This window comes from Fibrobacter sp. UBA4297, assembly GCF_002394865.1.
Taxonomy (GTDB): Bacteria; Fibrobacterota; Fibrobacteria; order Fibrobacterales; family Fibrobacteraceae; genus Fibrobacter.
Window position 1 is genome coordinate 233,451 of sequence record NZ_DGUZ01000009.1, and the last position, 26,447, is coordinate 259,897.

General features: G+C 46.0%; 27 protein-coding genes. 20 read left to right on the plus strand and 7 right to left on the minus strand.

All coding sequences use genetic code 11. The annotated features are described in order from the left end of the window. The first annotated feature begins 20 nt into the window (after window positions 1-20). The 7 genes from B3A20_RS04245 to B3A20_RS04275 all read left to right on the plus strand — a co-directional run bounded on the left by B3A20_RS04245 (window position 21) and on the right by B3A20_RS04275 (window position 6,607). On the plus strand, window positions 21-1,604 hold the full coding sequence (locus B3A20_RS04245; RefSeq protein WP_290762258.1) for an ATP-binding protein: 1,584 nt from the start codon (window positions 21-23) through the stop codon (window positions 1,602-1,604). Between the two features lie 25 nt (window positions 1,605-1,629). After that, on the plus strand, window positions 1,630-2,235 hold the full coding sequence (locus B3A20_RS04250) for an RHS repeat-associated core domain-containing protein (RefSeq protein WP_290762262.1): 606 nt from the start codon (window positions 1,630-1,632) through the stop codon (window positions 2,233-2,235). Next, window positions 2,220-2,579, plus strand: coding sequence for a hypothetical protein (locus tag B3A20_RS04255; protein WP_290762265.1), 360 nt, complete (start codon window positions 2,220-2,222; stop codon window positions 2,577-2,579). Before B3A20_RS04250 ends, B3A20_RS04255 begins: the two co-directional genes overlap by 16 nt. Window positions 2,580-2,717: 138 nt before the next feature. Beyond that, the gene (locus B3A20_RS04260; RefSeq protein WP_290762268.1) at window positions 2,718-3,128 is read left to right on the plus strand and encodes a hypothetical protein; all 411 of its coding nucleotides are present in this window, start codon (window positions 2,718-2,720) and stop codon (window positions 3,126-3,128) included. A gap of 186 nt (window positions 3,129-3,314) precedes the next feature. After that, window positions 3,315-4,919 (plus strand): AAA family ATPase, encoded by a 1,605-nt coding sequence (locus B3A20_RS04265; RefSeq protein WP_290762271.1) that lies wholly within the window; start codon window positions 3,315-3,317, stop codon window positions 4,917-4,919. Between the two features lie 32 nt (window positions 4,920-4,951). After that, entirely contained in the window at window positions 4,952-5,236 is a 285-nt protein-coding gene (locus B3A20_RS04270) for a hypothetical protein (RefSeq protein ID WP_290762274.1), read from the plus strand. A gap of 57 nt (window positions 5,237-5,293) precedes the next feature. Continuing rightward, entirely contained in the window at window positions 5,294-6,607 is a 1,314-nt protein-coding gene (locus B3A20_RS04275; protein WP_290762278.1) for an FISUMP domain-containing protein, read from the plus strand. A gap of 107 nt (window positions 6,608-6,714) precedes the next feature. Here B3A20_RS04275 and argH read toward each other — a convergent pair whose 3' ends face one another. The 7 genes from argH to B3A20_RS04310 all read right to left on the minus strand — a co-directional run bounded on the left by argH (window position 6,715) and on the right by B3A20_RS04310 (window position 12,989). Then, complete coding sequence (gene argH / locus B3A20_RS04280) at window positions 6,715-8,118, minus strand: argininosuccinate lyase (protein ID WP_290762280.1); 1,404 nt, start codon at window positions 8,116-8,118, stop codon at window positions 6,715-6,717. 102 nt (window positions 8,119-8,220) lie between these two features. After that, entirely contained in the window at window positions 8,221-8,649 is a 429-nt protein-coding gene (locus B3A20_RS04285) for a hypothetical protein (protein WP_290762284.1), read from the minus strand. 55 nt (window positions 8,650-8,704) lie between these two features. Further along, a complete protein-coding gene (locus tag B3A20_RS04290) occupies window positions 8,705-9,253 on the minus strand; it encodes a hypothetical protein (protein ID WP_290762288.1) in 549 nt (182 codons plus the stop codon). 2 nt (window positions 9,254-9,255) lie between these two features. Next, window positions 9,256-10,287, minus strand: a complete 1,032-nt coding sequence (locus B3A20_RS04295) for a hypothetical protein (protein ID WP_290762291.1) — start codon at window positions 10,285-10,287, stop codon at window positions 9,256-9,258. A gap of 135 nt (window positions 10,288-10,422) precedes the next feature. Beyond that, entirely contained in the window at window positions 10,423-11,193 is a 771-nt protein-coding gene (locus tag B3A20_RS04300; protein WP_290762294.1) for a lysophospholipid acyltransferase family protein, read from the minus strand. A gap of 3 nt (window positions 11,194-11,196) precedes the next feature. After that, on the minus strand, window positions 11,197-11,871 hold the full coding sequence (locus B3A20_RS04305; RefSeq protein ID WP_290762297.1) for a beta-ketoacyl synthase chain length factor: 675 nt from the start codon (window positions 11,869-11,871) through the stop codon (window positions 11,197-11,199). 14 nt (window positions 11,872-11,885) lie between these two features. Beyond that, window positions 11,886-12,989, minus strand: a complete 1,104-nt coding sequence (locus B3A20_RS04310) for a methyltransferase (RefSeq protein WP_290762300.1) — start codon at window positions 12,987-12,989, stop codon at window positions 11,886-11,888. 118 nt (window positions 12,990-13,107) lie between these two features. On the opposite strand from B3A20_RS04310, the gene B3A20_RS04315 reads away from it, so the two are divergent. Genes B3A20_RS04315 through B3A20_RS04375 form a run of 13 tightly spaced genes read left to right on the plus strand, consistent with a single transcriptional unit; the run spans window position 13,108 to window position 26,378 of the window. Continuing rightward, the gene (locus tag B3A20_RS04315; protein ID WP_014545112.1) at window positions 13,108-13,383 is read left to right on the plus strand and encodes a phosphopantetheine-binding protein; all 276 of its coding nucleotides are present in this window, start codon (window positions 13,108-13,110) and stop codon (window positions 13,381-13,383) included. A 3-nt stretch (window positions 13,384-13,386) separates the two neighbouring features. Continuing rightward, on the plus strand, window positions 13,387-13,644 hold the full coding sequence (locus tag B3A20_RS04320) for an acyl carrier protein (RefSeq protein ID WP_014545111.1): 258 nt from the start codon (window positions 13,387-13,389) through the stop codon (window positions 13,642-13,644). Further along, a complete protein-coding gene (locus tag B3A20_RS04325) occupies window positions 13,644-16,028 on the plus strand; it encodes an AMP-binding protein (RefSeq protein WP_290762307.1) in 2,385 nt (794 codons plus the stop codon). The genes B3A20_RS04320 and B3A20_RS04325 overlap by 1 nt, the downstream gene beginning before the upstream one ends. Further along, window positions 16,021-16,776: a glycosyltransferase family 2 protein gene (locus tag B3A20_RS04330; RefSeq protein ID WP_290762309.1), complete on the plus strand. Its 756-nt coding sequence runs from the start codon at window positions 16,021-16,023 to the stop codon at window positions 16,774-16,776. Before B3A20_RS04325 ends, B3A20_RS04330 begins: the two co-directional genes overlap by 8 nt. After that, on the plus strand, window positions 16,773-17,717 hold the full coding sequence (locus B3A20_RS04335) for a lipid A biosynthesis acyltransferase (RefSeq protein ID WP_290762311.1): 945 nt from the start codon (window positions 16,773-16,775) through the stop codon (window positions 17,715-17,717). Before B3A20_RS04330 ends, B3A20_RS04335 begins: the two co-directional genes overlap by 4 nt. Before the next feature lie 21 nt (window positions 17,718-17,738). Then, window positions 17,739-19,265: an HAL/PAL/TAL family ammonia-lyase gene (locus B3A20_RS04340; protein ID WP_290762313.1), complete on the plus strand. Its 1,527-nt coding sequence runs from the start codon at window positions 17,739-17,741 to the stop codon at window positions 19,263-19,265. Between the two features lie 16 nt (window positions 19,266-19,281). Further along, window positions 19,282-19,719: an acyl-CoA thioesterase gene (locus B3A20_RS04345; RefSeq protein WP_290762314.1), complete on the plus strand. Its 438-nt coding sequence runs from the start codon at window positions 19,282-19,284 to the stop codon at window positions 19,717-19,719. Between the two features lie 7 nt (window positions 19,720-19,726). Beyond that, window positions 19,727-20,341: an outer membrane lipoprotein carrier protein LolA gene (locus tag B3A20_RS04350; RefSeq protein WP_290762315.1), complete on the plus strand. Its 615-nt coding sequence runs from the start codon at window positions 19,727-19,729 to the stop codon at window positions 20,339-20,341. Beyond that, window positions 20,338-22,707 carry an MMPL family transporter gene (locus tag B3A20_RS04355; RefSeq protein WP_290762316.1) on the plus strand — a complete coding sequence of 790 codons (2,370 nt, stop codon included), beginning with the start codon at window positions 20,338-20,340 and terminating at the stop codon, window positions 22,705-22,707. Before B3A20_RS04350 ends, B3A20_RS04355 begins: the two co-directional genes overlap by 4 nt. 26 nt (window positions 22,708-22,733) lie before the next feature. Next, complete coding sequence (locus B3A20_RS04360) at window positions 22,734-23,936, plus strand: beta-ketoacyl synthase N-terminal-like domain-containing protein (RefSeq protein ID WP_290762317.1); 1,203 nt, start codon at window positions 22,734-22,736, stop codon at window positions 23,934-23,936. A gap of 2 nt (window positions 23,937-23,938) precedes the next feature. Continuing rightward, window positions 23,939-24,409: a thioester dehydrase gene (locus tag B3A20_RS04365; protein ID WP_290762318.1), complete on the plus strand. Its 471-nt coding sequence runs from the start codon at window positions 23,939-23,941 to the stop codon at window positions 24,407-24,409. Between the two features lie 14 nt (window positions 24,410-24,423). Beyond that, the gene (gene fabG / locus B3A20_RS04370; protein ID WP_290762320.1) at window positions 24,424-25,152 is read left to right on the plus strand and encodes a 3-oxoacyl-ACP reductase FabG; all 729 of its coding nucleotides are present in this window, start codon (window positions 24,424-24,426) and stop codon (window positions 25,150-25,152) included. Next, window positions 25,149-26,378, plus strand: a complete 1,230-nt coding sequence (locus B3A20_RS04375) for a beta-ketoacyl-ACP synthase (protein WP_290762322.1) — start codon at window positions 25,149-25,151, stop codon at window positions 26,376-26,378. Before fabG ends, B3A20_RS04375 begins: the two co-directional genes overlap by 4 nt. The last annotated feature ends 69 nt before the right edge of the window (window positions 26,379-26,447 follow it).

Sequence of the window (26,447 nt, forward strand, 5' to 3'; positions counted from 1 at the left end):
GCTTTAATTATATTACTAGCATGGCGTTAAAGAGATTTCCCATCGGCGTGCAGGATTTCGCGAGAATTCGCGAAGACGATATGTATTATGTAGACAAGACAGACCTTGTCTACAAGTTGACCCATACGGACCTGTATTACTTTCTGTCCCGTCCGCGCCGTTTCGGAAAATCGCTGCTGGTGAGCACGCTGCAATACTATTTCGAGGGACGCAAGGACTTGTTTTCCGGTCTTGCGATGGAAAAGCTCGAGACTGAGTGGAAAAAGTACCCGGTTTTCAAGTTGAGTTTCGCCGGGAACAAGTTCATTACCGAAGAAGATCTGGCAGATACGCTTAACCTGAAGCTTGGCGAATGGGAGCGTCAATATGGACTTGAACCATCAGACAAGTCTGCTTGGGGCGTGCGTTTTGAGTTGCTTATCAAGGCTGCCCATGAATCCACGGGCATGCCCCCGGTCGTTCTTGTCGATGAATACGATGCCCCGCTGCTGGATTCCATGGAAAATCCGGAACTCCAGCTCACGCTCAAGAACGAGATGCGCAAGCTTTTCAGCCCGCTCAAGGATTTGGGCGGCATCCTCCGCTTCGTGTTCCTCACGGGCATCAGCAAGTTCAGCCAGCTCTCGATTTTCAGCGAACTCAACAATCTGAACGTCATCACCATGGATGACGAGTACGCGGCCATCTGCGGTATCACCAAGGAAGAAGTGCTGACTCAGATGCAGCCCGAGATTCAAGCGCTTGCGGACAAGAACGGCTTGACTTATGACGGTGCATGTGAGGCGCTAACGCGCCAGTATGACGGCTACCACTTCAGCAAGAATTCGCCAGACATATTCAACCCGTTCAGTTTGATAAACGCTTTGAGCAAACGCGAGCTTGCCAACTATTGGTTCGCGACGGGAACGCCGACGATTCTAACTAGGCTCATGCGCAAGTACAAGGTGGATCCGACTCCTTTCGATACCGGGTTTGAGGCGACTCTTGATATGTTTGACGCTCCGACGGAGACGGCGAAAAATCCCATCCCGATGCTTTACCAGAGCGGGTACTTGACGATAAAGGGTTTTGACGGATTCGCCTACACGATTGGGTTCCCGAACGAGGAAGTGCGTCTCGGCTTCTTGAAGGCCCTAATGCCTTATTACGCCATGGATGACGTTGTTGACAACGACATGTTCATGCTCCGTTTCACGAAGGCGCTGCGGGAAGGTAAAATTGATGATGCGATGACTCACATTCGTGCATTTATGAGTGGCATCCCGTACAATGCGGAACGCAAGGACGAAAACCACTACAAGACGGTGCTGTTCCTGATTTTCAAGCTGTGTACACCATACGTCGTGCGTACCGAAGAATGCAGTGCTGCCGGCCGCGCCGATGCCGTCGTGGAAACAGCCAATGCTGTTTACGTTTTCGAGTTTAAGCTGGACTCTTCTGCGACAGTGGATGACGCTCTCAGGCAAATCGACGATAAGGGTTACTTGATTCCATACTCGGCCACGACAGCCAAGGACGGCTCGCCGAAGAAGTTGTTCAAGATTGGTGTGACGTTTGACTTGGAAAAGCGTACCATCGGCGAATGGAAGATTGTAGAGGCATAACCTTCTGATTTATGATTGGAGAGGTATGCCAATCGAATTTACACAATACGCGCAACCTACGGGTAGTTCTGGCAATAGTTTGTTCAGACTCACGATGGCGTACGACGGGTCGGGTAGAAGAATATCCAAGACGCGCTGGGTCAAAAAGCTTGGATCGCAGGAATGGGAAAAGGAGCTCGTGTATGGCACCGAGGGCAACGCGACATCCGATCCGTTTAGGGTAAGTGCTCCGTTGGCTGCCTATGACTACCGCACATTCGGTGAGATGGTCGAGCTGACGCCACCGCCAACAGGAAAGGTCACGGAAAATTTCACTGGAAAAGAGCTGGATGACGAAATTGCGTTAAACTACTTCGGTGCGCGATATTTAGATCCGATGCTAGGAATGTGGATTAGTGTGGACGCTGCTAGACAATATGATAGTCCCTATACTTATGTTGGTAATAATCCTATTATAATGATGGATAATGATGGAAATATTGGAGGACTTGCTGGAAAAATTGCTCTTGGTGTTGGTGGTGGTATTCTTTTAGGACTTGGAATGGAATTTGGTTGGTCGCGTTACCAAGGAAGAAATTTTAATTACACCAAAGGAGATCTTGTAACTGTGCCGCATTGGGTGCTGTATTAGGTGCTACCTCTACTGGTGGAATAGCGCTTACCTTAACCACAATAGGTGCTATTAAGACGGGGATGGTTTTTACAGGGGGACTTTTTAAAAAGTATGCTGTGGGAACTGTTTCTAGAATTGTGAAGTCGCTCGTTGTTGAACCTAAAGTAAAAGAAATTTCCGATACAATGAATGAAACGCTTATTGGAGAAGAACACTTGGACTATGTTGAGGATGCTTTTAATCAGAGGATGAATGATATTGGAAACGCGTTTAATCAAGGTTTTAATGAAATTGACAATACAATTAATCTGTGTATAAATAATGGCATTGAGGATAATATAAGGAACTCTATAAATCAATAAAAATTTAAGGACGATTAGTGTGCAGTAGGTTAAGAAAAGTGGCTGGTGTTTAAATCGTTTGCAACTTTGTAATTACCATCCTGCATTGTTTTTAGTGAACATAAACAATTTGAATTTTGAAATAGCAGGGTATTTTGTATGGAGTATTTGTCTATTTTTTTTCTCGGTATTTTTTCAGTTATATTGACAATTCGTTATAAACGTTTTTGTTTGGGTGATTTTATTGAAATTCGATGGAATCATCAGCCGATGTTGTTTATTGCTATTGTTGGCTTATTTTGTTTGTGTGCTATTGTTTGTTTATTCAATGTTTTAGCAATGTTTAATCGTGCTGTTTTGTCAGATGAATGTTTGAAAATACTAAATACTATTGCTAGTTTTTCATTCTGTTTTGTTTTTTTAGCTATATTTATAATGGTAAAAAAAAAAACAATAAAGAAAAAGATTTATACTTGGGAAGAAAGTCCCTTCATTAGAAGCTTGTTTGTTGTTGCTGCTTTTTTGCTTTCATTTTCTTTTTTGAAAGATTTATTAGCCTTATTTTTTTGAATAGAAGTGATAATTGGAATACGAAATTTTCAGTAATGAATCTTCACGAATCTAGAAGTTAAGGAAGGACTACTATATTTAATAAATGGTCGCACTTGGCGGCTTTTTCCGTACGATTTAGATTAGGATGCATATAATCCGAAAGTCTCAATTGACATCACTTAGTCCTTTTTATATATTCAAAGCATGGGACTTTACGTCAATCCAAACAATATAAACTTCCAAGAGGCGCTGGATTCTCCCATTTACGTGGACAAGTCCATGCTTATCGCCGAAATCAACCGCCTTGTGCGCACAACGAAAAAATTCGTGTGCGTTTCCCGTTCGCGCCGTTTCGGGAAGACCATGGCGGGCAACATGCTCTGTGCCTACTTCAGCAAGGGTTGTGACAGCCACGAGCAGTTCGCAAATTTGAAGATTGCGAAAGATCCCAGCTTCGAGAAATACCTGAACAAACTGAATGTCATCAAGTTGGATGTAAATGCGTTCTATTCGAACCTGTCAAAGAAAGAACAGGAAGAGAAGGTTGACCGCAAAACAAGGGACATAACGCCGATTTTCAACGGTGCCGTTGTAAAGGAACTGATTCCGGCGTTTCCCGATTGCGAAATAACCGAAGACGATAGTATTGCTGATGCTCTTCTCAAAATATACGCCAAGACAGGCGAACAGTTTGTAGTCATTTTGGATGAATATGACGTGCTTATTCGCGAGCGTGTTTCGGAACAGGTTTTCAAATCTTACTTGAATTTCTTGAATGCCATGTTCAAAAACGATAACCTTGCGCCTGCCATTGCGCTCGCCTACCTCACAGGTATTCTACCCGTCGTCCGCGATAAAGTGCAGTCGAAGCTGAACATTTTCCGCGAATACACCATGGCGGGTGCAAGCCGACTATCCGAATTTGTCGGATTCACTGCGGAAGAGGTGCAAGCACTCTGTCAGGAAAGCGGGCTAGATTTTGAAGAATGTAAGCGTTGGTACAACGGCTACAATCTGAACGGTATCGAAATCTATAGCCCGAATTCCATCGTGGAAGCCATCGATAATGGCCGGATAAAGAGCTACTGGACTCAGACCGGGTCTTACGAAGCCCTCAAGAATTACATCCTGATGGATTTCGAGGGTATTTTGCAGGACGTGAAGGTGATGATTGGTGGTGGGCGTGTGAGCGTGAAGGTGTCTAGCTACCTGAACACCATGACGGACTTTCACAGCAAGCACGATGTGTTCACCTACCTGATTCACTTGGGTTACCTGGCATATGACGAGGATACTGAAGAATGCTACATCCCCAACCGCGAGGTGCGAGAGCAGTGGATACTTTCCGTAGAACTATCCCCCGATTACAAGGGTCTGATGGAGTTGGTGAATGCTAGCAAGGAGCTTGTGGAGTCCACCATCGAATGCGATGCGTCCGCAGTTGCCGAAGCTCTGAACAAGTCTCATGAACAGATTTGCAACAACTTAAACTATAACAACGAAGGGACTTTCCAATCGGTAATCTGCCTTGCATATTTCTATGCAAACCTGAAATACACAATTGTAAAAGAAATGCCCGCTGGGAAAGGCGTGGCTGACGTGGTGATGATTCCGTATGTGCCGAATACGCCTGCGTTGATTATCGAACTGAAACGGAATGCTTGTGAGAAGACCGCTCTCACGCAAATTCATCAAAAGAATTACGGAAATGCCCTTGAAAAATACTCTGGCGACTTGCTGTTCGTTGGAGTGAATTACGACGAAAAGACCAAGGAACACCGCTGCATCATTGAGAAGTTCGTGAAGTGAATCCAATTGACATAAACGGTGACAAATCCTGAATGCCAATCGAATTTGTACAGGAACCTACGGGCGGTACCCGTGAAAAGGTCAACGTCGTCGTGAACATGCCCGAAGGCCTCGGCCGCTACAAGGTCGCGGACGCATCGCAGCCCGCCGACGATAACGTGTTCAGGACGTTCGAATGGTACTTGAAGAACCATCTCGGCTCCACGATGCTCGTCTATGGCACCGTAGCTTCCACCGGGGAAGTTGCTGTTATCGCCATTAAGAATGATCGTGTTGTTCTTAAAGACGATATCAGCAAATTTGAACTTAAAAAATAGACTTTAAGACAAAAAGTAATGTATATTATTCACAACTAAACTTTATAAGAAATAGTTATGAATACCGTCCTCAATCTCAAAAATACAGTTCTTTTGGCTGCTGCGGCCTCCTTCTTTAGTATAGTCGGCTGTTCCTCTGAAGAAAACATTGTCTTTTCTAATGAAAATAGTCCAGTCTTTAGAGACGGAAAGATTATTGACCCACGAGATAATAATTCATACGGTGTGGCTTTGATTGGCGACCTGTATTGGATGACTGAAAATCTCCGTTATGCGGATTCTGTGAGTACCAAAAATCTTGCCGGAAACACATGGTGCCATGAGGATGATGTTAAATGCGAAAAATATGGGCGGCTTTATTCCTGGACGGCTGCTTTAGATTTTGAGAAAAAGTTTAATTCGACAAGCTTAGGCTATGTTTCATCAACGAAGGGAATTTGCCCCAATGGTTGGAGAATTCCGTCGGGGAACGATTGGCTTTCTTTAATTAATTATGTAGAAACTAATAATGGCGGTGAAGGCTCTGGCACAAGTTTAAAATCAACGGAAACATGGAGTGCTTCTGACGAAGTCCGTAAGCCAACGAATCGTTTTGGCTTCGGTGCTAAAGCATCTGGTCGTCGTAACAATGATGGCGAAACCTTTATGAGTACGGGCAGAATCGCTTTCTTCTGGTCCTCAAATGAACATGATAATGGTACTGCTGAAGGTTGGCAACTCCGTCATGATGTCGATGTGATTCAGTTGGGTAATTTCTATAAAGACCATGGCTTGGCGGTACGTTGTGTTGCCGATAAGAATTCTGCAAATATTGTGAGGGGAAAGGATGTTTTGGATTCTTCATATCTAGAGAAAATTCCTCAAGATTATGGCACCTTGAAAATAGGGGATCAATCTTATAGGACTATTGAAGTTGATGGTGTTACCTGGATGGCGGATAACATAAATGTCAATGATGATGGGAGTAGTTGCTATAACGACGATAAGGATTACTGCAAAGAGTATGGCCGTCTTTATTCTTATGAAGCTGCATTAAAAATATGCCCGGATGGGTGGCAACTGCCTACAAGAACGCAGTATTCTTCGTTGAAGTTGTATGCTAAGACTAATGCCGCTTTGCGCTCTACCTCGGGCTGGTCAAATAATGCATCAAAGGGCCTTAATTTTTGGGGCTTTGATGCGAAACCTGCAGGCGGAATGGAAGGAACAGATTTCTTTGATTTAAAGGCTAGTGCTTATTTTTGGGTGAATGAAATTCTTTCGGATGAATCTAAAGCATCGACGTTCTGGATTAACTATTACGATCTGGAGCCTTCGTTCATGTCTTATGACAAAAAGAATAAATACTCTGTCCGTTGCGTAAAGAAATAACAATAGAGATTTGAGCTTAGCAAAAATGCCGCGCACTTGAGTTGCGCGGCATTTTCACTTTGCAATGTCATGCCCGCCACTGAGCGGGTATCTCCATCTCAATTCAGTTACTTCTTGAGTTTCTTGAGGAGTGCGGCGGCCTTCGTGAACTGCTGCTTCACGGACTTCGGGCCCGTACCGCCTTCGATGTTGCGCTTGCTGATACTGTATTCGAACGTAAGCGTTTTTTTCATCTTGGCGACGTCCGGGACGCCTGCGGCGGCCCAAGCCTCGTCAGAAAGTTCCGTGAACTGCTTACCTTGGCGTGCGGCATCGCCGACGAGGCTTCCCACGACGTGGTGGGCGTCGCGGAACGGAACGCCAGCTTCTACGAGCAAGTCGGCGAGGTCTGTAGCGAGGAGCGCCGGGAGCATCTTGGCGTGCATTGTCTCGAAGTTGAAACGAGCCGTTTCCAAAGCTTCCTTCATCACGCGGAGAATCACTTTCACGTTGTGGACGCTATCGAAGACCGGTTCCTTGTCTTCTTGCAGGTCGCGGCTGTAGCTGAGCGGAGCGCCTTTCACGAGCGTGTAAAGTGCGGTGAAGTTCCCGAGCATGCGACCAGACTTACCGCGGATGAGTTCCATGGAGTCCGGATTCTTCTTCTGCGGCATCATCGAAGAACCGCTGGAAAATGCATCGTGCAACGTGAGGAATCCAAATTCGCAAGAGCTCCAGTTTACAAAGTCTTCGGCGTAGCGGCTCATCGTGTTCGCGATAATCGCAAGGTCGGCTTCGAATTCGAGCATCATGTCGCGATGGCTCACTGCGTCAATGCTGTTCGGGCTCACGTCCTTGAATCCGAGAGCTTCTGCAACGAGTGCGCGGTGGTACGGGAATGCAGAACCAGCCATGGCGCCACTGCCAAGCGGAAGCTGGCTGTGCAATTCGAGGAAGTTGTCAAGGCGCTTCACGTCACGGCTCACGGCAAAGAACATGCTCATGAGGTAATGGCTAAAGTAAATCGGCTGTGCCTGCTGCAAGTGCGTGTAGCCCGGCATCATCTTGCCGAAGTACTTCTTGGAAAGGTCCAAAACCGTTTCCATAAGTTCTACTTCAAGGGCGCGGATTTCTGCAGCGCGGTGACGCATGTAAAGCTTGAAGTCCGTGCAGACCTGGTCATTGCGGCTACGGCCGGTGTGAATCTTTTTGCCGAGAGCGCCGATGCGTTCGGTGAGCACGCGTTCCACGGCCATGTGGATGTCTTCGTCGCTATCGCACCAGAGATTTTTGCCGGCGTGGTAGTCGTCGAGGATGCTCTTTAATCCATCGCAAATTTTCTTGTAGTCGGCCTTGGAAAGTACACCCGATTCCACGAGTCCCTTGCCATGTCCGATGCTCCCTTCGATATCTTCTTCGATGAGTTCTGCATCAAACTGCAAGCTGAAACTTAAATCGACCATGCTCTGAGCCATGCCACTAGCAAAGCGGCCCGTCCACATGTTAGTTTGGGTATCTTTCTTCTTAGCCATTGTAAACCTCAAATAAAAAAGCCGTGAAATCGGCTGTGATTTCTCGGCTAAAGATAAAAATTTTTACGTGACAAGCGGAACTTATCCAAGAAACTAATGTCGTTAGTTCCAAGGGCTTTCATCCCAAGTGCTTCTGGGTGCTGGTGATTGTTTTTCTTCTGGAACTGTTTTTTTTACGCCTTTTCGTTTCTTTGCATTTGCTATTATGCATGTTTTCAAGTTATCCGTATGCCTGTTGTCCAAGGCGTAGCAAAGGGTTTCAACTTCCTGATTGCGAGTGAACTTGGTTCGTGCCACCTGAATGCCATCAATAAAGAACTGAAAATATCCGTGCTTCATACCTCGGCTGCAGCGACCTGTGACGGTAACCGGTTGGTTGAATTCATCGATAAAGTACCAAGAGGCGTGTTCTATATGTAATCCAGTACAATCATAAGGTATTTGCTGGTCTGCCTTTGTCTGGTATTTTTGGTAAGAGGAGCATGAACAAAGGGTTAGTGCTAAAGTGCAGAATGCAATGAATTTAGTCAATGTCAACCTCACAAAAAAAGCCGAGAATTAATCTCGGCTTCAAATATAGCTTTTTTTAGTCCCAGACGCTTTTCTGAACGGCTGTTGGCTCATCATTTGTTTCAATGTAGGGCGCATCATCGATGGGTTCCGTTTTCGGTTCTACCGGCGTTGGTTTCTTCACTTTCTTCGTGACTTTGTATGGACGATCCCAAACGCTTATGCCGCTGTTCTCGTTGTTATTGTTCGTGGAATACCTCATCATGTAGTTATCAATCGGTATTTCAATTTCATCAGGGTATGCTTGGTAAAGCCACAAGGACAAAGTGTATGTAAACGGAGCGAATAAAATAGACATAAAGGACATACTACGATGGACTTCTATAGATCCGACTCTTTGCCCGTCCAAGTATGCTTCAAGTTGTCCGCCAGCTCTTGTTCCGCGAGTCTGGAATGTACAGTCTTCATCATCGCCCATTCTACAAACCGGTTTCCCATCAAGGTAAATATCGTAAGGCCTTGATGCGTACTGGCTAGCTATGACTTTAGTGCGCCCGGCAAAGCATCCGGTCAGGTTTACAGACACGGCTGCAAGCAGTAGAATAGAAACAATTCTTGCTTTCATAGTTAGAATCCGATAGCAAGCCCCAGACCGAACTTGAAGCCGTTCATATAGTGCTTCTTTTCAATAAGGGTGACGGTATTCCCTGCAGTGTCTTTTTGTTCCTTGATAAAGGAGGATTCAAAGAAGTCAAAGAAATACTGGGCCTGGGCTATAAACATGACTCGGCTTGCTCGGTTAAACAAAACGCCGCCACCGATCTGCATTGAAAGACCGTTTGATTTGTAATCTTTACTGCTATGATAATGTTTGTTATTGTCGTAGAAGCTGTTGTAGCGAGTCGTACGCCAACTGTAAGATAAGCCGCCACCGGCGTATGGGGTGATATTTGATGTGGTAAATGGATAGAATGCAGAGAGCGTCAGGTCAATAAGTGTATGCTTGTCGCTGTCTTCGCCGAGATTCGTCATTGTCCAATCAAAACCGAAAAGGAGATCTCTAGCATCGTACAAAACGAAGAGGCCAAGTCCTGCGTCAACTTTTGCATCAGACGGGTTGAGCGGGAGGGATCCAACAATCTTTCCGCCCCAGTAAGAGGTCACGCCTTTCTTTTTCGGATTCTTGGTTTCTTGTTCTGTGACCGTGTAAATGTCGTCATCGTTAGTTGCTTTACGCTTGGTGCCGATGTTTTTGGCAACGCGCTGGATAATCGGATCGAAATCATCGGGGTTCTTTGCCTTGAGGCGGTCGCTCCAAACCGGGGCTTCGTTATTGATATCATAGAGCTTGAAAGCTGTGATGACGTTTTCGCCCAGACGGGTAAATTCAGCCATGATATACTTGGTACAGTTCTTTTCGATGGCTTTCTTGTTAGCGGATTCGCGGTCACCGATTTTTACGGAATCTTCTTCGGCGTAATTGACCAAGACATAGCGGCCGTTGTCATCGATATAGGCGTTCATGAGCTTTTCGGCTGCGATGCCGAAATCTTCATTCAAGCCCACCATGCTGAATGGTGCTAAATAAACGCGTTCAGTTGCATAAATAGATGCCGCAAGGGCGAGCGATGAAAGTAAAATTTTTTTGAAGCAGCTCATATTGGAATCTCCTTTTAAAGATTAATCTAGAAATAAATATTCCAAAAGAAAACGATTTTTTGGCAGAAGTGAGAATTTTTAGGACGAATTGCGCAAAATTTATCCTATTTTGCCTATTTAGGTCGATAAAAAACATTAATTCAGCAATTCTTTTTCGAGAATTTCCTTCATTTTGTGTGTCAACTTGGTGGCACTTTTAGTGATTGGTATATTCTCGTATTCTTTTATAGAGATTGTTGGGAGTACTTTTAAATTGTATAAATAGCGTTCTGTTGGATGAAATTGCAATAATTTATCGTGTTTTCTAAGCCCGATTTTTTCATTGCCGCCAAAGAAAATGGGGATGACATCGTTTTGCGCATAAAGAGCAAAACGGGCAGCTCCTTTCTTGAATTCCCACGGCTCTCCGGGCTTGCTGCGGGTCCCTTCGGGGAATATGATAAGGTTATTCCCTTCGCTCATAGAAGCTTTTGCCATTTCGAGCTGTTCTTCAAACGGGATGTTGTTTGGAATGTACAAATTCTTGATAATAAGCGAAATGAACTTGTTTTGGATGAGTTCACCTTTTACAATGCAATTGGCGTTGGGGATAAGTGAAAACAGAATGACAACGTCAAACAGTGAAGGGTGGTTGGCGATGACAACTTTGGAACGGAGATTGTTGAGTGATTCTTTGTTTTTGACAGTGAGGCGGATGCCTCCAAGAATTTCTGCGATTTTGACGAAAATTTTAAAATACTGGTGGTTGAACTTGCGTGCAATCTTTTTGAATTTCGTGTCGGAAAATCCAGCGATGCAGTGCATGAGGGGAAATAGAATTGCCGCTAGAATCATGCTGCATACGCCGAAAAAAACAAAGCAGAAAAGCTTTACAAAAACGCGACGGATGTAGCGGATCTTTGTCATTTGTTAAGCCCTTTGCATGTCGATGGCGCAGAGGAACGCTATGGCCTGTTCTGCTGCTGTGTCGAAGTTGTTGCGCAACATCTTGAGCTGTACAAGCTGGTTTGCAATATCGACATTTTTTAAAGTTGGGTCCGCTTTGGATACATCCTTTGTGAGGCGGAGGGCTATGGCGCAGACGGCGTTTGGGTAAGGGACGCCTGCGACGGGAGCGTATGTCTCGGGGATGAGTTCGTCTGCGAAAATGAACGTGCGCGAGTCTGCGCTTTCACTTTCGAGGGCGGCAATGCAATCCGTGAGGCCTGTGGTAAAAGCATCTTTTCCGGAGAATACGGCGGAATAGCCTGCGGTGTTTGTTTCGAGAATCGACGCGTTTGCAATGGAGGCGTTAAAAACGGAAAGACTAAAATGCGCGGGCGAGACCATGCCTGTGTCGAGAAGCGTCTGCGAAATTTTCAGTTGCTGGCTGATTTCTCCGAACTGCGATGCGAATGTCACTTTGCAGGGCGGGAGCTTGTTGCCTTCGTTGTCGCGAGAAACTTGATCGCTTACGAGAACCACCATGCGCGAAATATAGCTGAGGCGGCGACGAGTCAGCATGGGTACGAACGAAACGTCCGGCTTGGGGCGCGCTTCTGTCGGCACAAAGCTTGCCATTTTTTCGATGAAAATTTTTTGCATGTTTTACGTTTGCATTACTTTTTGCGGAAACGGAGGAGAGAATAGGCGTTCGGGCCCACGCCGTGGTGTGCTTCCTTGAGTTCAAAACCCGCAATTTCAATGGCTTTCTTGAGTTCTTCGTAGCGGTACATTTTGCTGTTGCCGTTCGCGATGCAGGTAAAGTAAAGCGAGGTGGCCTGGAGCGAATAGGCTGCCGCTTCAAAACGCTGCTTGTCCCAAAGTGGCTCGAGAACGTAGACGTCTGTTTCTGGAGTTGCCGCCTTGTGGATCTTTGTCAAGATTTTTGTGATTTGCTTGAGCGAAAAGCAATCTAGAAATTGGCTCATCCAGACGGCATTTGCGCCTTGCGGGAATTCGGTTGTGTCGTCGAGAACGTTACAGGCGATGGTGTCAATGCGGTCTTTGAAGCCTGCTTGTGCGGCGTTCTTTTCGGCGACTGCGGTTTGCCCCGGGAGGTCGATGATGGAAACTTGCACATCCGTGTTGTATTTGCAGCAGGCGATGGCCCATTTGGCTGTGTTTCCGCCTATGTCAAAAAGTCTTGGCGTCTTCAGTTCGGCAAGTTTTTCGAATACAATCGGGAGTGCTTCGGGGAATGCCAAGTCGGAGTAGAAATGGTCAAATCCGAACCAGCTTTTTTTCTGCTGGTCGGTAAGCTGGGAGAGCCCTTCGTAGACGGTTTTCCACGGACCTAAGTTGGGGAGGCCTGCCGGTTTCCCTTCGCGGATGGACTGCTCGAGATTTTCGGCCCCGCGGTAGCAGATGTCCTGCGAAAAGTCCATGTTCACTTGCGTCATTTCGTCGTTTAAGAGGAAAAATCCGATTTTCCCGAGCGTGAGGCGCAAGTCATCTTCGCTAGAATCCTTGTGGAGCTTGATTGCCCCCATGCCAAGCCCCATCTCCACAAGAACGCCCACGCCGTAAAGCGAAATATCCAGTTTTTGTGCGAGTTCAGAAATGATAATGCCCTTTTTGCGGGATTTACTGATTTCTTCTAAAATGCCCATGTCTCTGAGAGCGCGGGCCGCCTGGAAACTGAGTGGGGCGAATGCGATTTTTTGAGCTTCGAACTTTGCGTTTACAGCGTCGATGGAATCGTTTTTGTAAAAATCGAACATGTTTTCTCTATAGTGAATTTCTCTATTGCGAAATTAAAAAAAGGTTCCATTAATATAAAATTATTTTTCTATATTGCGTGTTCAAGAAATGTAAACCTTGACTGAGGTCGCCGAATATATGTCTGATTTGAATACCCGTATTAAGGAAGTCATGATTGAGTCCTTGGAACTGGAAGATATTACCCCTGCCGATATTGTGGATTCGGCCCCGATTTTTGGTAAGAATGCCGCTGGTGAAGGACTTGGTCTGGATTCGATTGACGCTTTGGAACTGGGTATTGCCATCAAGGAAAATTTCGGTGTCTCTTTTTCGACGGTCAAGGAAGAGACTAAGCAGCATTTTGCATCGGTAAATGCCCTTGCCGCCTATATTTCTGCAAATTCTAAGGGTTAATCCATGGATAAGCAGGTCATTTTCGAAAAGATTAAGGCAGCCCTTATTGAAGATTTCGACTTGGAAGAAAATCGAATCGTTCCTGAGGCTCGCCTTTACGAAGACTTGGAATTGGATAGCATTGATGCTGTAGATTTGATTGTCAAGCTCAAGTCTTTTTTGCCGAGAAACATCGATCCGGAAGCATTCAAAAAAATGCGTACTCTAGAGAACGTGGTCGATGGTATCTATAATCTTGTTCAAAATTCGGAATCTAAGTAATGAAACGAGTTGCGGGAAAGATTTTCTTTACCGCGATTTCTGTTTTGTATCCGGTACTTGTCTATTGCGGAATTAGGTACTGGGGACTTTCTCCTCGGCGCATGAGCTTGATGCTTATGGCGCTTGGCTTTTACCAGTTCTTGAATTTTACGCGTAGCAAGTCGAAGGTGGACCGTGGGCGCACCGGTGTTTTCGTTGCTTTGATTTTGCTGTGTGCATTTGTCGCATTTTTTGCAAATAACATTTTATTTGTCAAGTTTTATCCGGTGCTTGTGAACTTGAGCTTGCTTGCGTTTTTTGGCTTTACATTGTGGCGACCGCCGAGTTTTGCGTTCCGTATGGCATGCCTTGGCGACAAGAATTTGATGGTTTCTCCGTCGTTTAATGCGGTGGAGCGTTATTGCAATAAGGTGACTTTTGCATGGTGCATCTTTTTTATTGTGAACGGAACTGTTGCCGCTTTTACAGTTTTTGTGGGTTCCGATAAGATTTGGTCGTTGTACAATGGACTTATTTCTTACATTTTAATTGGTTTATTTTTTATAGTGGAATATTTGGTTCGAAAAAGGGTTCATGGAAAAATGCAATCTTATGTTCCTGTTTGTGACTTGGAGCTTAACTCCCGCCCGGATGGAGCGCTAGTAAGTTTTGGAAAGAATGACTCTGAGCGCAAGACTTGGGGTGATTTTGTGAGTGATGTTTCCAAGGTGCGTTATTACTTGGAAGCTCGTGAGAATGTGCCGTGGATTTTGCATTGCGAAGATTCGTATTACTTTACGGTGTCTTTGCTCTCGATGCTCCAGAGCGGGCGCAAGGCGCTTGTGACTGCGAATCGTCAAGAAGCTTTTATCAAGGAAATCAAGAAGCCGGAGTATGGGTTCTTGACGGATGAACCGTTTGCTGGTGGTGTTGCTGGCGCGAACGAAATGCCGGCGACTTTGATCCAGGATGTGCTTGCTAGTGAAAATGCGCTCCGCTTGGATGGTGACAATAATTGCGAAGTCAAGTTCGGCAAGTTTGACAAGTCCAAGGCCGAAATGATAATGTACACGTCGGGCACGACGGGTGAACCGAAGGCTGTGTACAAGCGATTTTTGCAATTTGAAAATGAGCTTTTCGAGCTTGTGAAAGTTTTTGGGAATGACTGGGTGAATCGCAAGGTTTATAGCACGGTCAACCATCACCATATTTACGGTTTGTTGTTTACGGCGCTTTTACCGATTGCAACCGGGCTCCCGTTCCGCAGGCACCGTATTGATTTCCCGACAGAACTTTCAAATATTGCAGGGGATGCCGCGGTAATTGCTTCGAGCCCTGCGTTCTTGAAACGTTTATCTGCAGAATCGGATAAGCCGATTGACTTTAAATGTACTCCGATTATTTATTCATCCGGAGGTCCGCTCCCTGAAGAGGTGGCGCGCAAGGCTTGTGAACTGACGGGATTTTGGACAATGGAAATTTACGGCAGTACAGAAACTGGTGGCATTGCATATAGGCAATCCAAGAATGGTCCAGTGTGGAAACCGTTTGAAGTTTGTAAGATGAGCGTTGCCGAAAATGGTTGCTTGAATATAAAGTCAAGTTATATTTTGGAAGCAGAAGGCTTTACGACGGGCGATTTGGTGGACCTTTATGAAGATGGTCGATTCTTGCTCAAGGGTCGTTCTGATTCGATTGTGAAGATTGAAGAAAAACGCATTTCGCTCCCGGAAGTGGAAATGCGATTGAAGCAGACGGGCTTGGTACAAGATGTGCGCGTGGTGCCGATGGTGGGTAAACGCCAGTATTTGGCGGCGGCGATTGTTTTAAACGAGGCTGGACGTACAAAGTTTGCAGGTTTGCCGAAACTTGCTATCAATAATTATTTCCACGATTACTTGCTTAAGTTTATCGAAAATACGGTTTCACCGAAGAAGTGGCGTTATCTCGAAGAACTTCCGCAGAATACGGAAGGCAAGATTCGCATGCGCGATATCCAGGCTCTGTTTGGTCTTGCTGAAAGTCCGAATTTCAAGATTCTCAAGTTCCGCCGTGAACCGGGCGCTTTGACCGCGAAGCTTTTGTTCCCGGCAACGAGCGATTATTACGATGGGCATTTCCCGGAATTTAAGTTGTTGCCTGCGGTGGTGCAAGTGGATATGGTGTTGCGCTTGGCTCGGAATTTCTTGGATGTGCCAAAAGAACTTTCCAAGATGAACCGTACGCGTTTTGCGAACCCGATTTTGCCAGACGTACCCGTAGTAGTGAAAATTACATACAACGTGGATGCGGGTAAAGTAACGTTTGCGTACACAAGTGAAGATGGTGAAACTTCGTATTCTAATGGTTCGTTGGTGATGAATACTTCAGCAGATGATGTTGCCGAGGGCGAAAATCGTGGATAATGCGGTGAAAGTTTGCGCCATTGTGCCTGTTTATCGCCACGAAAAAGCATCGCGCCATGTCGTGAAATCGCTTGTCGATTTGGACATTCCTGTGATTCTCATTGACGATGGAAATGCTCCTGAAGGTCATGAAATTCTAGCACAGATTGCAAAAGAATTTGCGAATGTCGAACTTGTGACGCATAAATGCAATCTCGGCAAAGGCGCTGCGATGCGTTCCGGCATGGATGCTGCTATTGTGGCGGGATTCACGCATGCTTTGCAAGTAGATGCCGATGGCCAACACGATATGAAGGCGATTCCGTTTTTTATAAACGAGACGAAGGAACATCCTGAAGACTTGATTTGCGGTTACCCGGAATACGATGAATCTGTACCCAAGGCTCGTGAACAGGGTCGTAAGATTACGAATTTCTGGGTGGCGATTGAAACGCTTTCGCTCAAAATTCCTGATGCCATGTGCGGTTTCCGTGTGTATCCGCTTAAGACGTCTTGGCCGGTGATGAAACGTTTGCACAACAATCGTATGGGTTTCGATATCGAAATTATTGTTAGGCTTGCGTGGGCAGGCGTGCCGATGCGCTTTTTCCCGGTGAAGGTAAATTACCCGAAAGATGGCGTTTCGAACTTTAGAATGTTCCATGACAACGTTGTGATTTCGATGACGCATACGATGCTTTGCTTTGGCATGTTTTTTAGGCTCCCTTTGATTTTGTCTCGTCGCTTGTTTAAAAAGAAAAAGTTATGAGCAAGCATTGGTCCGAAATTGAAGAAGTGGGCGGAAGTGTTTGGCATTTCCGTTTTATGCTTTGGGTCGTGTGCCATTTGCCGCTTTTTCTTGTTGAATTCTGTACGGCTGTAATATGCTTCTTTTTCTGGATTGGTGCAGCTCCTGTTCGGGCTCGTTCGAAAATTTATTTGGAACATTTGCGCAAATTGGGCGTGCGCGTGGGTGCGTTTGGAACGTATAAGCATATTCTTTCGTTTGCGCTCTCGATGGTTGAAAAATTGCTTGGCTGGAAGGGGGCTATCAAACTCAATCAGATTGAATCGCAAAGTGATGATTTGCAAAAGCTCGTGTCGCAAATGAATCAAGGACAAGGTGCTTTTTTGCTTTGTTCGCATTTGGGTAATGTGGAAATGCTCCGTTCGCTCACTGAATATGGCGAGTTCCATACATCACGAAAGTTTCAGGTTTTCCCGGTAGTCGATTTGTCGGGATCGAAAAAGTTCAATGCGCTTTTGCGTGAACTGAATCCGGAATTGATGGAAAATGTAATTGATGCCAATTCCATGGATGTGGATTCTGCCATTTGGATGAAAGAGAAAATTGCTGGCGGAAATCTTGTGGTGATTGCAGGGGACCGCACATCCTCCCATACACGCAGTCGCGTGCTAGAAACGAAGTTTCTGGGAGAAACAGCGAACTTCCCGGAAGGAGCCTTTTCGTTGGCGGGCATTTTAAACGCTCCCGTTTACTTTGTATTTGCAATTCGCAAACATGACTTTAATATCCGTTCTGCTTACGAAATGCATGTGGTGCGGGCTAAAACGTCTTTGGACTGCTCACGTAAAGAGCGTCCGGAGCGTTTGAAAAAGCTTTTGCAGGAATACACTGGGTTGTTGGAAAGGTTGTGCAAGGAACATCCTTACCAGTGGTATAATTTTTACAATTTTTGGGAAAATTAAAATTAGGTGGAGAACGTTCAAATGAAAACTGTAGTTGTAGGAAACGGTAAACTCTCAATTGAAGATGTGGTTGCGATTGCTAAAAAGCAAGTCGCGGTAGAACTCGACAGTTCTGCGGAATTTCAGAGAAAGATTGATTCCGGTGCGGAATTCTTGGATGAGGCTCTTGCGGAACATGGCGGCATTTATGGAGTGACAACGGGGTATGGCGACTCTTGCACGCAAGTGTTGCCGCCGGAACATTATAGCCAACTCCCAATCAATTTGACACGTTTTCATGGTTGCGGTCTCGGTGATTATTTTGATGCAGAGACGACTCGCGCGATTATGGCAGTGCGCTTGAATACGCTTGCGCAGGGCTTTTCGGGCGTGAGCTATGCGCTTTTGAAAATCATTACGCAGTTTTTGCAGAACGACATTTTACCGCTCATTCCGCAGGAAGGTTCCGTGGGCGCAAGTGGCGACTTGACTCCGCTTTCGTACTTGGCGGGGGCCGTGATTGGCGAACGCGATGTGATGTACAAGGGCGAACGCCGCTCTTCTTTGGATGTGATGAAGGAACTCGGAATTACTCCGCATAAGTTCCGCCCGAAAGAAGCGATTGCTATCATGAACGGTACTGCGGCGATGAATGCTGTCGCTTGTATGGCATATTCTCGTGCAGAATATCTTTCTGACCTTGCTTGCCGAATTACAGCAATGATTACGGTTGCCATGAAGGGCAATGCGTACCACTATTATGAACGCTTGTTCGAAGCAAAACCGCATCCGGGTCTTGGACTTTCTGCAAAGAAAATTCGTGAAGCCTTGAATCTTGAAGTCGCGAAGAATGTGGTTCCTGAAAAAATCCAGGACCCGTATTCTTTGCGTTGTGCTCCGCATGTGATTGGACTTTTCTATGATTCTAGTGCGTTCTTGCGCCAGCTGATTGAAATTGAACTCAATAGCGCCAACGATAATCCGATTGTCGATCCGTTCACAAAGAACATTTTCCACGGTGGGCATTTCTATGGCGGCCATATTTGTCTTGCGATGGATACGCTCAAGAACATGGTTGCAAACATTGCTGATTTGTTGGATCGTCAGCTCGCGATGATTGTCGATATCAAGTTCAACCGCAATTTGCCGCCGAATCTTGCAGGGAGCAAGGGCGATTACGATATCAATCACGGCTTTAAGGCGGTGCAGATAGGTGTTTCGGCTTGGACTGCCGAAGCATTGCATTTGACAATGCCGATGAGCGTGTTCAGCCGTTCGACGGAATGCCACAACCAGGACAAGGTCAGCATGGGGACGATTGCTGCCCGTGATTGCATCCGTGTGCTGGAACTTTCGGAACAGGTGGCTGCTGCTGTACTGTTGGCTTCGGCCCAGGCTCTCCGCATCCGCTTGGAACGAGGTGAAATTTCGGAAGACCGCATCAAGAATCTGAAAAATACTTATGATCAGGTGTTCTCCAAGTTTGCACCTCTTGAATGCGACCGTCAGTTGGAGCAGGATTTGCGCAATACGTTGGAGCTTATTCGCCAGAAATTTTACGCTGTATAAAAGGACCTAAAATCGCATGGCTGTGAAAAAAATTAAGGAAACGATCGAATTCCAAGTTGAATTTTACGATGTCGATTCTATGCAGGTGGCGTGGCATGGCAATTATGTAAAGTTCATGGAAGTCGCCCGTTGCGCTCTTTTACGTAAAATTGGCTATGATTACAACGAAATGACGCGTAGCGGTTACATCTGGCCCGTTGTAGATTTGCATATTAAGTATATCCGTCCGATGGTTTTTATGCAGAGAATTCGTGCCGAGGTGACGCTTGTGGAATACGAAGTCTGCATGAAACTTTCATACAAGTTTATGGATGCCGAAACGGGTGCGGTGCTCACAAAAGCAGAAAGTACCCAAATGGCGGTGGATATGAAAACGAAGGATTCGCTTTGGGCGTGCCCAGCTTGCTTTGTGGACAAGGTCAGAGCGTTCTTGGCAAACGATAAGGTGGTGTAAAATGTGTATGTTCAGTCGAAATGTTGGCATTTTGCTTTTGACTGTTTTGCTTGGCATTGGGTCATCAATGGCCGGTGTCTTTGATTGTCCGTTGAGTGCAAAAAATAGGCTTGAGCTTGAAAAATCTTTGGCGAAAGTCATGGATTATCAGGTGGCTACGGGTGATTTTAAGCAGACCAAGACAATCCAAAAGCTCAATCGCGAATTTGTTTCGACAGGGACGTTCCGCATTTCAAAGAAGGCGGGAATTATCTGGAAAACGCAAAAGCCTATGTTTTCCGAACTCGCCATCCATAACGCAGGCGTTGTCGAACGCGATGCTAATGGACAAATTCGCACATTGCTGCCAAAGGAAAATCCAATCTTTGCAGAAGTTTCGAATAATATCCAGTCGCTTTTTTCTGGGAAAATCACGGAATTGGAGAAGAATTTTAAAGTCTTTTATGAAAAGAAATCTTGTGGCTTTAGAATTGGACTGATTCCGCGTGAGGCGATGGTTCGCATGCTTGTAGATAATGTCGTGATGGATGCCTGCAAAAACGTCGATAGGATTATTATTACGGATGGCGAAAAAATTCCAACGACTTTGGATTTTCTGAATTATAAGGTCTCACAAAAATGAAAAATGTTGGAGGGAAGGAATTGAACGCAAAATCGGGAATTATCCTGTGGGTGGTGATTCACGCCATCTTGATTGTTCTCGGCATTTCTGTGCCGTGGAAGATGGATTCCGACTTGTATTCGATATTGCCGGATTCCAACGAAATCAAGAATGTGAGCGCTGCTGAAAAAACGCTCAGCTCTCGTTCTATGCGCAACATAACGGTACTTGTTGGGCATGAAAATTTTGAAGTGGCTCGCAAAGTTGCCGCCTCTCTCGATAGCATTTTCAAGGGCGACTCCTCCATTGAGGAATCACGACTTTATGTTGACGAAAAGACGCTGAATGAAACTCGCGAATTTCTATTCGAACATCGTTATACAATCCAGGGGGAAGATGTTCGTGAAGCGTTCTTTAATTTGAATCATAAATTTTTGGAACTTGCTGCGTTGCAAAAAATCTATGGTTCGTTTTCTATGGCGAATTTAAATCGCCTGGATGAAGACCCGTATTTGCTTGGCGAAGCCTCCTTTGATAATTTCATGAAAAAAACGCTAACGTCGTCTACGCATTTTAGTTTGCGAGATGGTGTACTTGCGGCGCAAGATTCTGGCATGACGTACGTGATGTGGAACGCAGTGCTTTCTGAAAACGTATCATCTCTTGCAACTGATGATCATGTAATCGGCCGTTTGAATCATGTGCTCGATTCTTTGGAAAATGCGAATTTAGGATTGCGTATTTCAGCTTCGGGCGTGCCGTTCCACAGTTACGAAAGCTCGAGTGAGGCTAAGCGCGAAGTGGCTTGGATTTCGGGCGTGTCTATTGTATTGATTTTGCTGTTGCTGCTTTACGTGTTCCGTTCGGCGGTTCCGATTTTGGCAACACTTTCTACAATTGCGGTTGCCATTTTTACGGCGCTTTCGTTTACGTGGTTCGTGTTTGGCAATGTTCATGTGTTTACGTTTGTCTTTGGCACGAGCGTCATAGGCGTGAGTATCGATTATGCGGTACATTTCTTTACGAATTGGAAGTCGGGAGTGAGCAATGTCCGTTCCAAAATTTTCAAGGGATTGTTGCTTGGGTTCTTGACAACAGAAGTAAGCTATGTGGCGCTCACCTTTGCCGATTTTACATTGCTGCGCCAGATGGCTGTGTTCTCAATCGTCGGGCTTTTGAGCTCGTTCTTGACGATAACGCTTTTGTTCCACGCTGTATTTGAAAAACCGAGAAATGTTAGAACGAAAAATGAAGCTATTGCTGTAAAGAATCTCCCGCTATCTGTTCCTAAAAATTTCATAAAGTGCTATTCGGATTTACCCACATGGGTTATCGTTCTTTTCTTTGTCTTTTTTGCAATTGCTTTGGTACCTGGGCTTCGTGCACTCAACATCCATACGGATTTGGGTAGCCTTTATTCGATGAGTGATAAGCTTAAGGCGGGGGAGGCTCTGAATAGAAAATTGAATGATATTGGTATTTCGTCAAACTATTTTATTGTAGATGGTGAGACTGAACAGGATGTTTTAGAACAGGAAGAACTGCTTACGGAACGCCTCTTGCAAGCCGAAAAGAAAAATTTGTTAAAGTCTCATTTAGCGGTATCGAGCTTTATTCCTTCGCAAACGACGCAGAGAAAGACTTTTGAAAATGTCCAAAAGTTGCTTAATGATGATTTGACGAAAGAATATCTGACGAGCGTTGGCGTGCAGAACGATTCTTTGCTTGATGCAAGTTTAAAAGAAACGCCGAAATATGTAGGACTCGAGGACTTGAATCAATTCCCATCTTCAATTCGTTCAATGGTTGAAATGCTTTGGGTGGGTGCTATTGAAAATCCGCAAGGAAAAAAGTTTTATAGCGCTGTTTTCCCGTTGCATGCGACGGATGCTTTTGATGCAAAAAAAATCGCTAAAAATATGCCTCACGTTTATGTTGTGAACAAAATGCAGAATATCAATGAATCATTTACGAAAATATCCCGAGTTTCGCTGATGCTTGTCGGATTGGCTTATATTGTGATGTTCATTATTCTTGTTTTTGTGTACAAATTTACAGGTGCGTTGATAATTTTGCGAGCCCCGGTCTTGGCAAGTTTTTTTGCGGCTTCGGTCTTTGGGTATGCCGGGATTGAATTCAATTTCTTTGCCATTGTCGGTGTCATTTTAACGCTCGGCATAGGTATTGACTATGCTCTGTTCTTCAGGGATGGCGGTCGACAAAAATCGGTTACTGCTCTTGCGGTGATGCTTTCTGCAGCAACGACGCTCATCTCGTTCGGGGGCCTCGTGTATAGTGGCTTTACTCCGGTTTGGACGTTTGGCTTAGCGGTGTTGCTTGGCATTTCTTGCTGTTTCCTGCTATCTCCGCTCAGCGCCAAACGTTAAATTTTTAGATTTGGTTTCATTGACCGATGAAACGACCTGTGTACATTAATGATTTTAGCCTTCGTTGCATTTTAGGTAGCGACGAGGCTCAAGTTCTTGATTCGCTCACGAATGGCAAACGTGGGACTTTTACCACGTACGATGTTGCCGGTGTCATGCGCCCTGCGGCGACGATTGATCCTGCTACGCTTGCTCCTGTTCCTGAAAAAAAGTTTGATAACCGCGTGAACCGCTTATCGCAAGCTACGTTATCTAGAATTGAGAATACGATTCGCAAAGCGGTTGAAAAGTTCGGAGCTGACCGTGTGGGCGTTTTCTTGGGCTCCTGCGATAATGGTTCCGAAGCCTCGATGGCGGCGCTCAAGTGCTTTAAGGAAACAGGTGCATTCCCTGAAGGCTATGTCCTTGATTACCAACGTGCTGATTTTCCGGTGCAGTTTATTGCGCAAAGCTTTGGAATCACGGGGATGATTTCGGTACATTCTACGGCATGTGCGTCTAGTGCGAGTGCGTTTGTCTCGGCGCGTAATAATCTTTACGCAGGCAATTGCGATGTCGCGATTGTGGGCGGTGTCGATATTGCTTCGCTTTCGGTGATTCTTGGTTTTGCTTCGCTCGAAGCTATGAGCGATAAACCGACAAATCCTTTTAGCGCAAACCGTTCAGGCCTTACACTTGGCGATGCCGCAGTATTTTTTGTGATAACGCGCAATCCAAACACAGACCTTTGCTCTGCAAAATGCGACGGCTTGAAGGTTGTGGGGTTTGGTGAAAGTGCCGATGCCGACCACATTACGGCTCCGCGTGCCGATGGGGAAGGCGCTTATCAGGCTATGAAAGCCGCTCTTAGCGATGCTGGACTTGAAGCCTCTCAAATCGGTTATGTGAATTTGCATGGAACTGGTACTGAACTAAACGATGCTATGGAATCGCGAGCCATCAATCGTCTTTTCGGCGAAGCAAGTCACGCAGACGTCCCCGTTAGCTCGACGAAGGCTCTCACGGGGCATACGCTTGGTGCTGCCGGTGCATTGGAACTTGCTTTCTGTTGCATGGCTCTAAAAAATGATGTTCTCCCAGCGCATCTTTTTGATGGCGTCGTCGATCCGAAACTCCCGCCGGTTCATTTGGTAAAGCCTGGCGAGACTGCAAAAGACCTCAAATATTGCATGAGCAATTCTTTTGCATTCGGTGGTTGTAATGTGTCTTTGATTGTTGAAAATGGTTAGGCATGACAGAAGTTTTTGATACAAAAGATTTAGTCAGTGAACTTGTGCCGCACAAGGGCAAAATGCTTTTGCTCGACCGCGTACGCGATTACGATTTGAAAGAAAATTCTATCACGACTGAAATCGATATCGCTCGTGATAACATGTTCTATGAAGACGAGCTTGGTGGTGTGCCCGTGTGGGTTGCTTTTGAATATATGGCTCAAAGCGTTTCGGCGTTGTCAGGAATTTGTGGCCGTGCCAAAGGCGAAAAACCAAAGACCGGTTTTATCATGAGCGTGAGTGGCTTCAAGGCCGACGTCCCTGTTTTTAAGGAGGGCGAAACCGTTGTGGTCAACGTTCTTGAGAACATCCGTATGGACAAGGCGGTGACTTTTGAAGGTTCAGCAACGGTCAACGGAACGCTTGCGGTAACGGCGAAACTCAATACGGTCGAAGTCGATGACCCTAAAAGTTCGTTAAATTTAAATTGATGCAGAGGTATGGAATGGAAAATGAAAAGTCAGTTTTGATTACGGGTGCAAGTGGCGGAATTGGTCTTGCCATTGCCGAAGCTGTAGCGAAAGAAGGCTACACAGTTGTTGCTCATTACAATAGAAATTCTGCTTCGATTGATGAACTTGCCGAACGCATCCGAGCCAATGGCGGTAAAATTCGTACATTGCAGTTCAATATTTGCGACCGTGAACAGTGCAAAGAAGTTATTGAAAAAGACATTGCCGAGAATGGCGTGTACTATGGCGTTGTGACAAATGCTGGTGTCTGTGCTGATGCCGCATTCCCGGCGATGACCGACGAATTTTGGAACAAAGTCTTGAATACAAACTTGAACGGTTTTTACAACGTCGTCCATCCAATTGTGTTGCCGATGTGCCGTAAGCGCAAAGGCCGCATTATTACGATTTCGTCTGTTTCTGGCGTGATTGGAAACCGCGGTCAGGTCAACTATAGCGCATCCAAGGCTGGCCTTATTGGCGCAACGAAAGCGCTTGCTACAGAACTTGCGAGCCGCAATATCACTGTGAATAGTGTGGCTCCAGGCGTCATCGAAACCGAAATGATCAAGGACGCTCCGCTCGATATGATTCTCCCGACAATCCCGATGAAGCGCGTGGGCAAACCCGAAGAAGTCGCAGCTACTGTCGTATTCCTTCTTTCTGAAGGCGCTGCGTACATTACGCGCCAGGTTATCTCCGTCAATGGAGGCTTGGCTTGAGTCGTCGAGTTGTCGTTACCGGAGGCAGTTGCGTTACATCTTTAGGGATGGAACTTGATGAGATTTTTTCGGAACTCAAGTCTCTGAAAAATCACATCGTCCGCATGAATGATTGGGATAAGTACGCACAAATGAATACGCGCCTGGCAGGCCCGATTCTCTACGACTTGCCGGAATACCCGCGCAAAAAGATTCGTGGTGCAGGCCGTGTGGGCGTGCTTGCGATTACATCTGCGGATAAGGCAATGCAAATGGCGGGCCTTGCGGGTGAAAAGGAACTTCTCAAGTCTGGCCGTGTGGGCGTTGCCTACGGTTCTTCGATGGGGAGCGTGCGTCCGCTTTTGGATTTTGTCTCCATGCAGAATCCGCCGTACAACTGCGCAAACGTTTCTGTGACGACGTATATCCAGTCCATGCCGCAGACTTGCGCTGTGAACGTAAGCCTTTTCTTTGGCCTTACGGGGCGACTCATCACGACGAATACCGCTTGCACGAGTGGTAGCCTTTCCATCGGTTACGCTTATGAAGCCATCAAGTACGGTATGCAAGATGTGATGATTGCAGGCGGAGCCGAAGAGCTTGCCGCTACAGAAACGGCTGTATTTGACACGCTTTTTGCAACGAGCGTTAAAAATTCGACACCAGAACTTACGCCTGCTCCGTACGATCGCGACCGAGACGGCCTTGTTATTGGCGAGGGCGCGGGAACGCTTGTGCTCGAAGAATATGAGCATGCCAAAGCTCGTGGCGCACACATTTATGCAGAACTCGTCGGCTTTGGGCATAATACGGATGGTGAACACATTACGCAGCCCAAGAAAGATACGATGCAACGTGCGTTGGAATTGGCTTTGAAAGATGCCGAAATCTCGACGGATGCGATTGGCTATGTGAATGGCCACGGAACAGCAACGCACCATGGCGATATTGCCGAAAGCTGGGCGACATACAATGCCTTTAAGCAGCGTGCTGTGGCGATTTCTAGCCTTAAAAGCTACATGGGCCATACGCTTGGCGCATGCGGCGGTATCGAGGCCTGGCTTGGCATCAACATGATGAATCGCGGATGGTTTAGCCCGAATTTGAACTTGAAAAATGTGGACCCGGAATGCGCTCCGCTGGATTACATCACGGGTTCCGGGCGTGAAATTGATACGGAATATTTTATGTCGAACAACTTTGCGTTCGGCGGCATAAATACTTCGCTTATCTTCAAACGCGTTTAATCACCATTGTCATTCCGGCCTACCTGTCCTCGCTTGACGGGGACGAGCCGGAATCTCCATTACTATTTG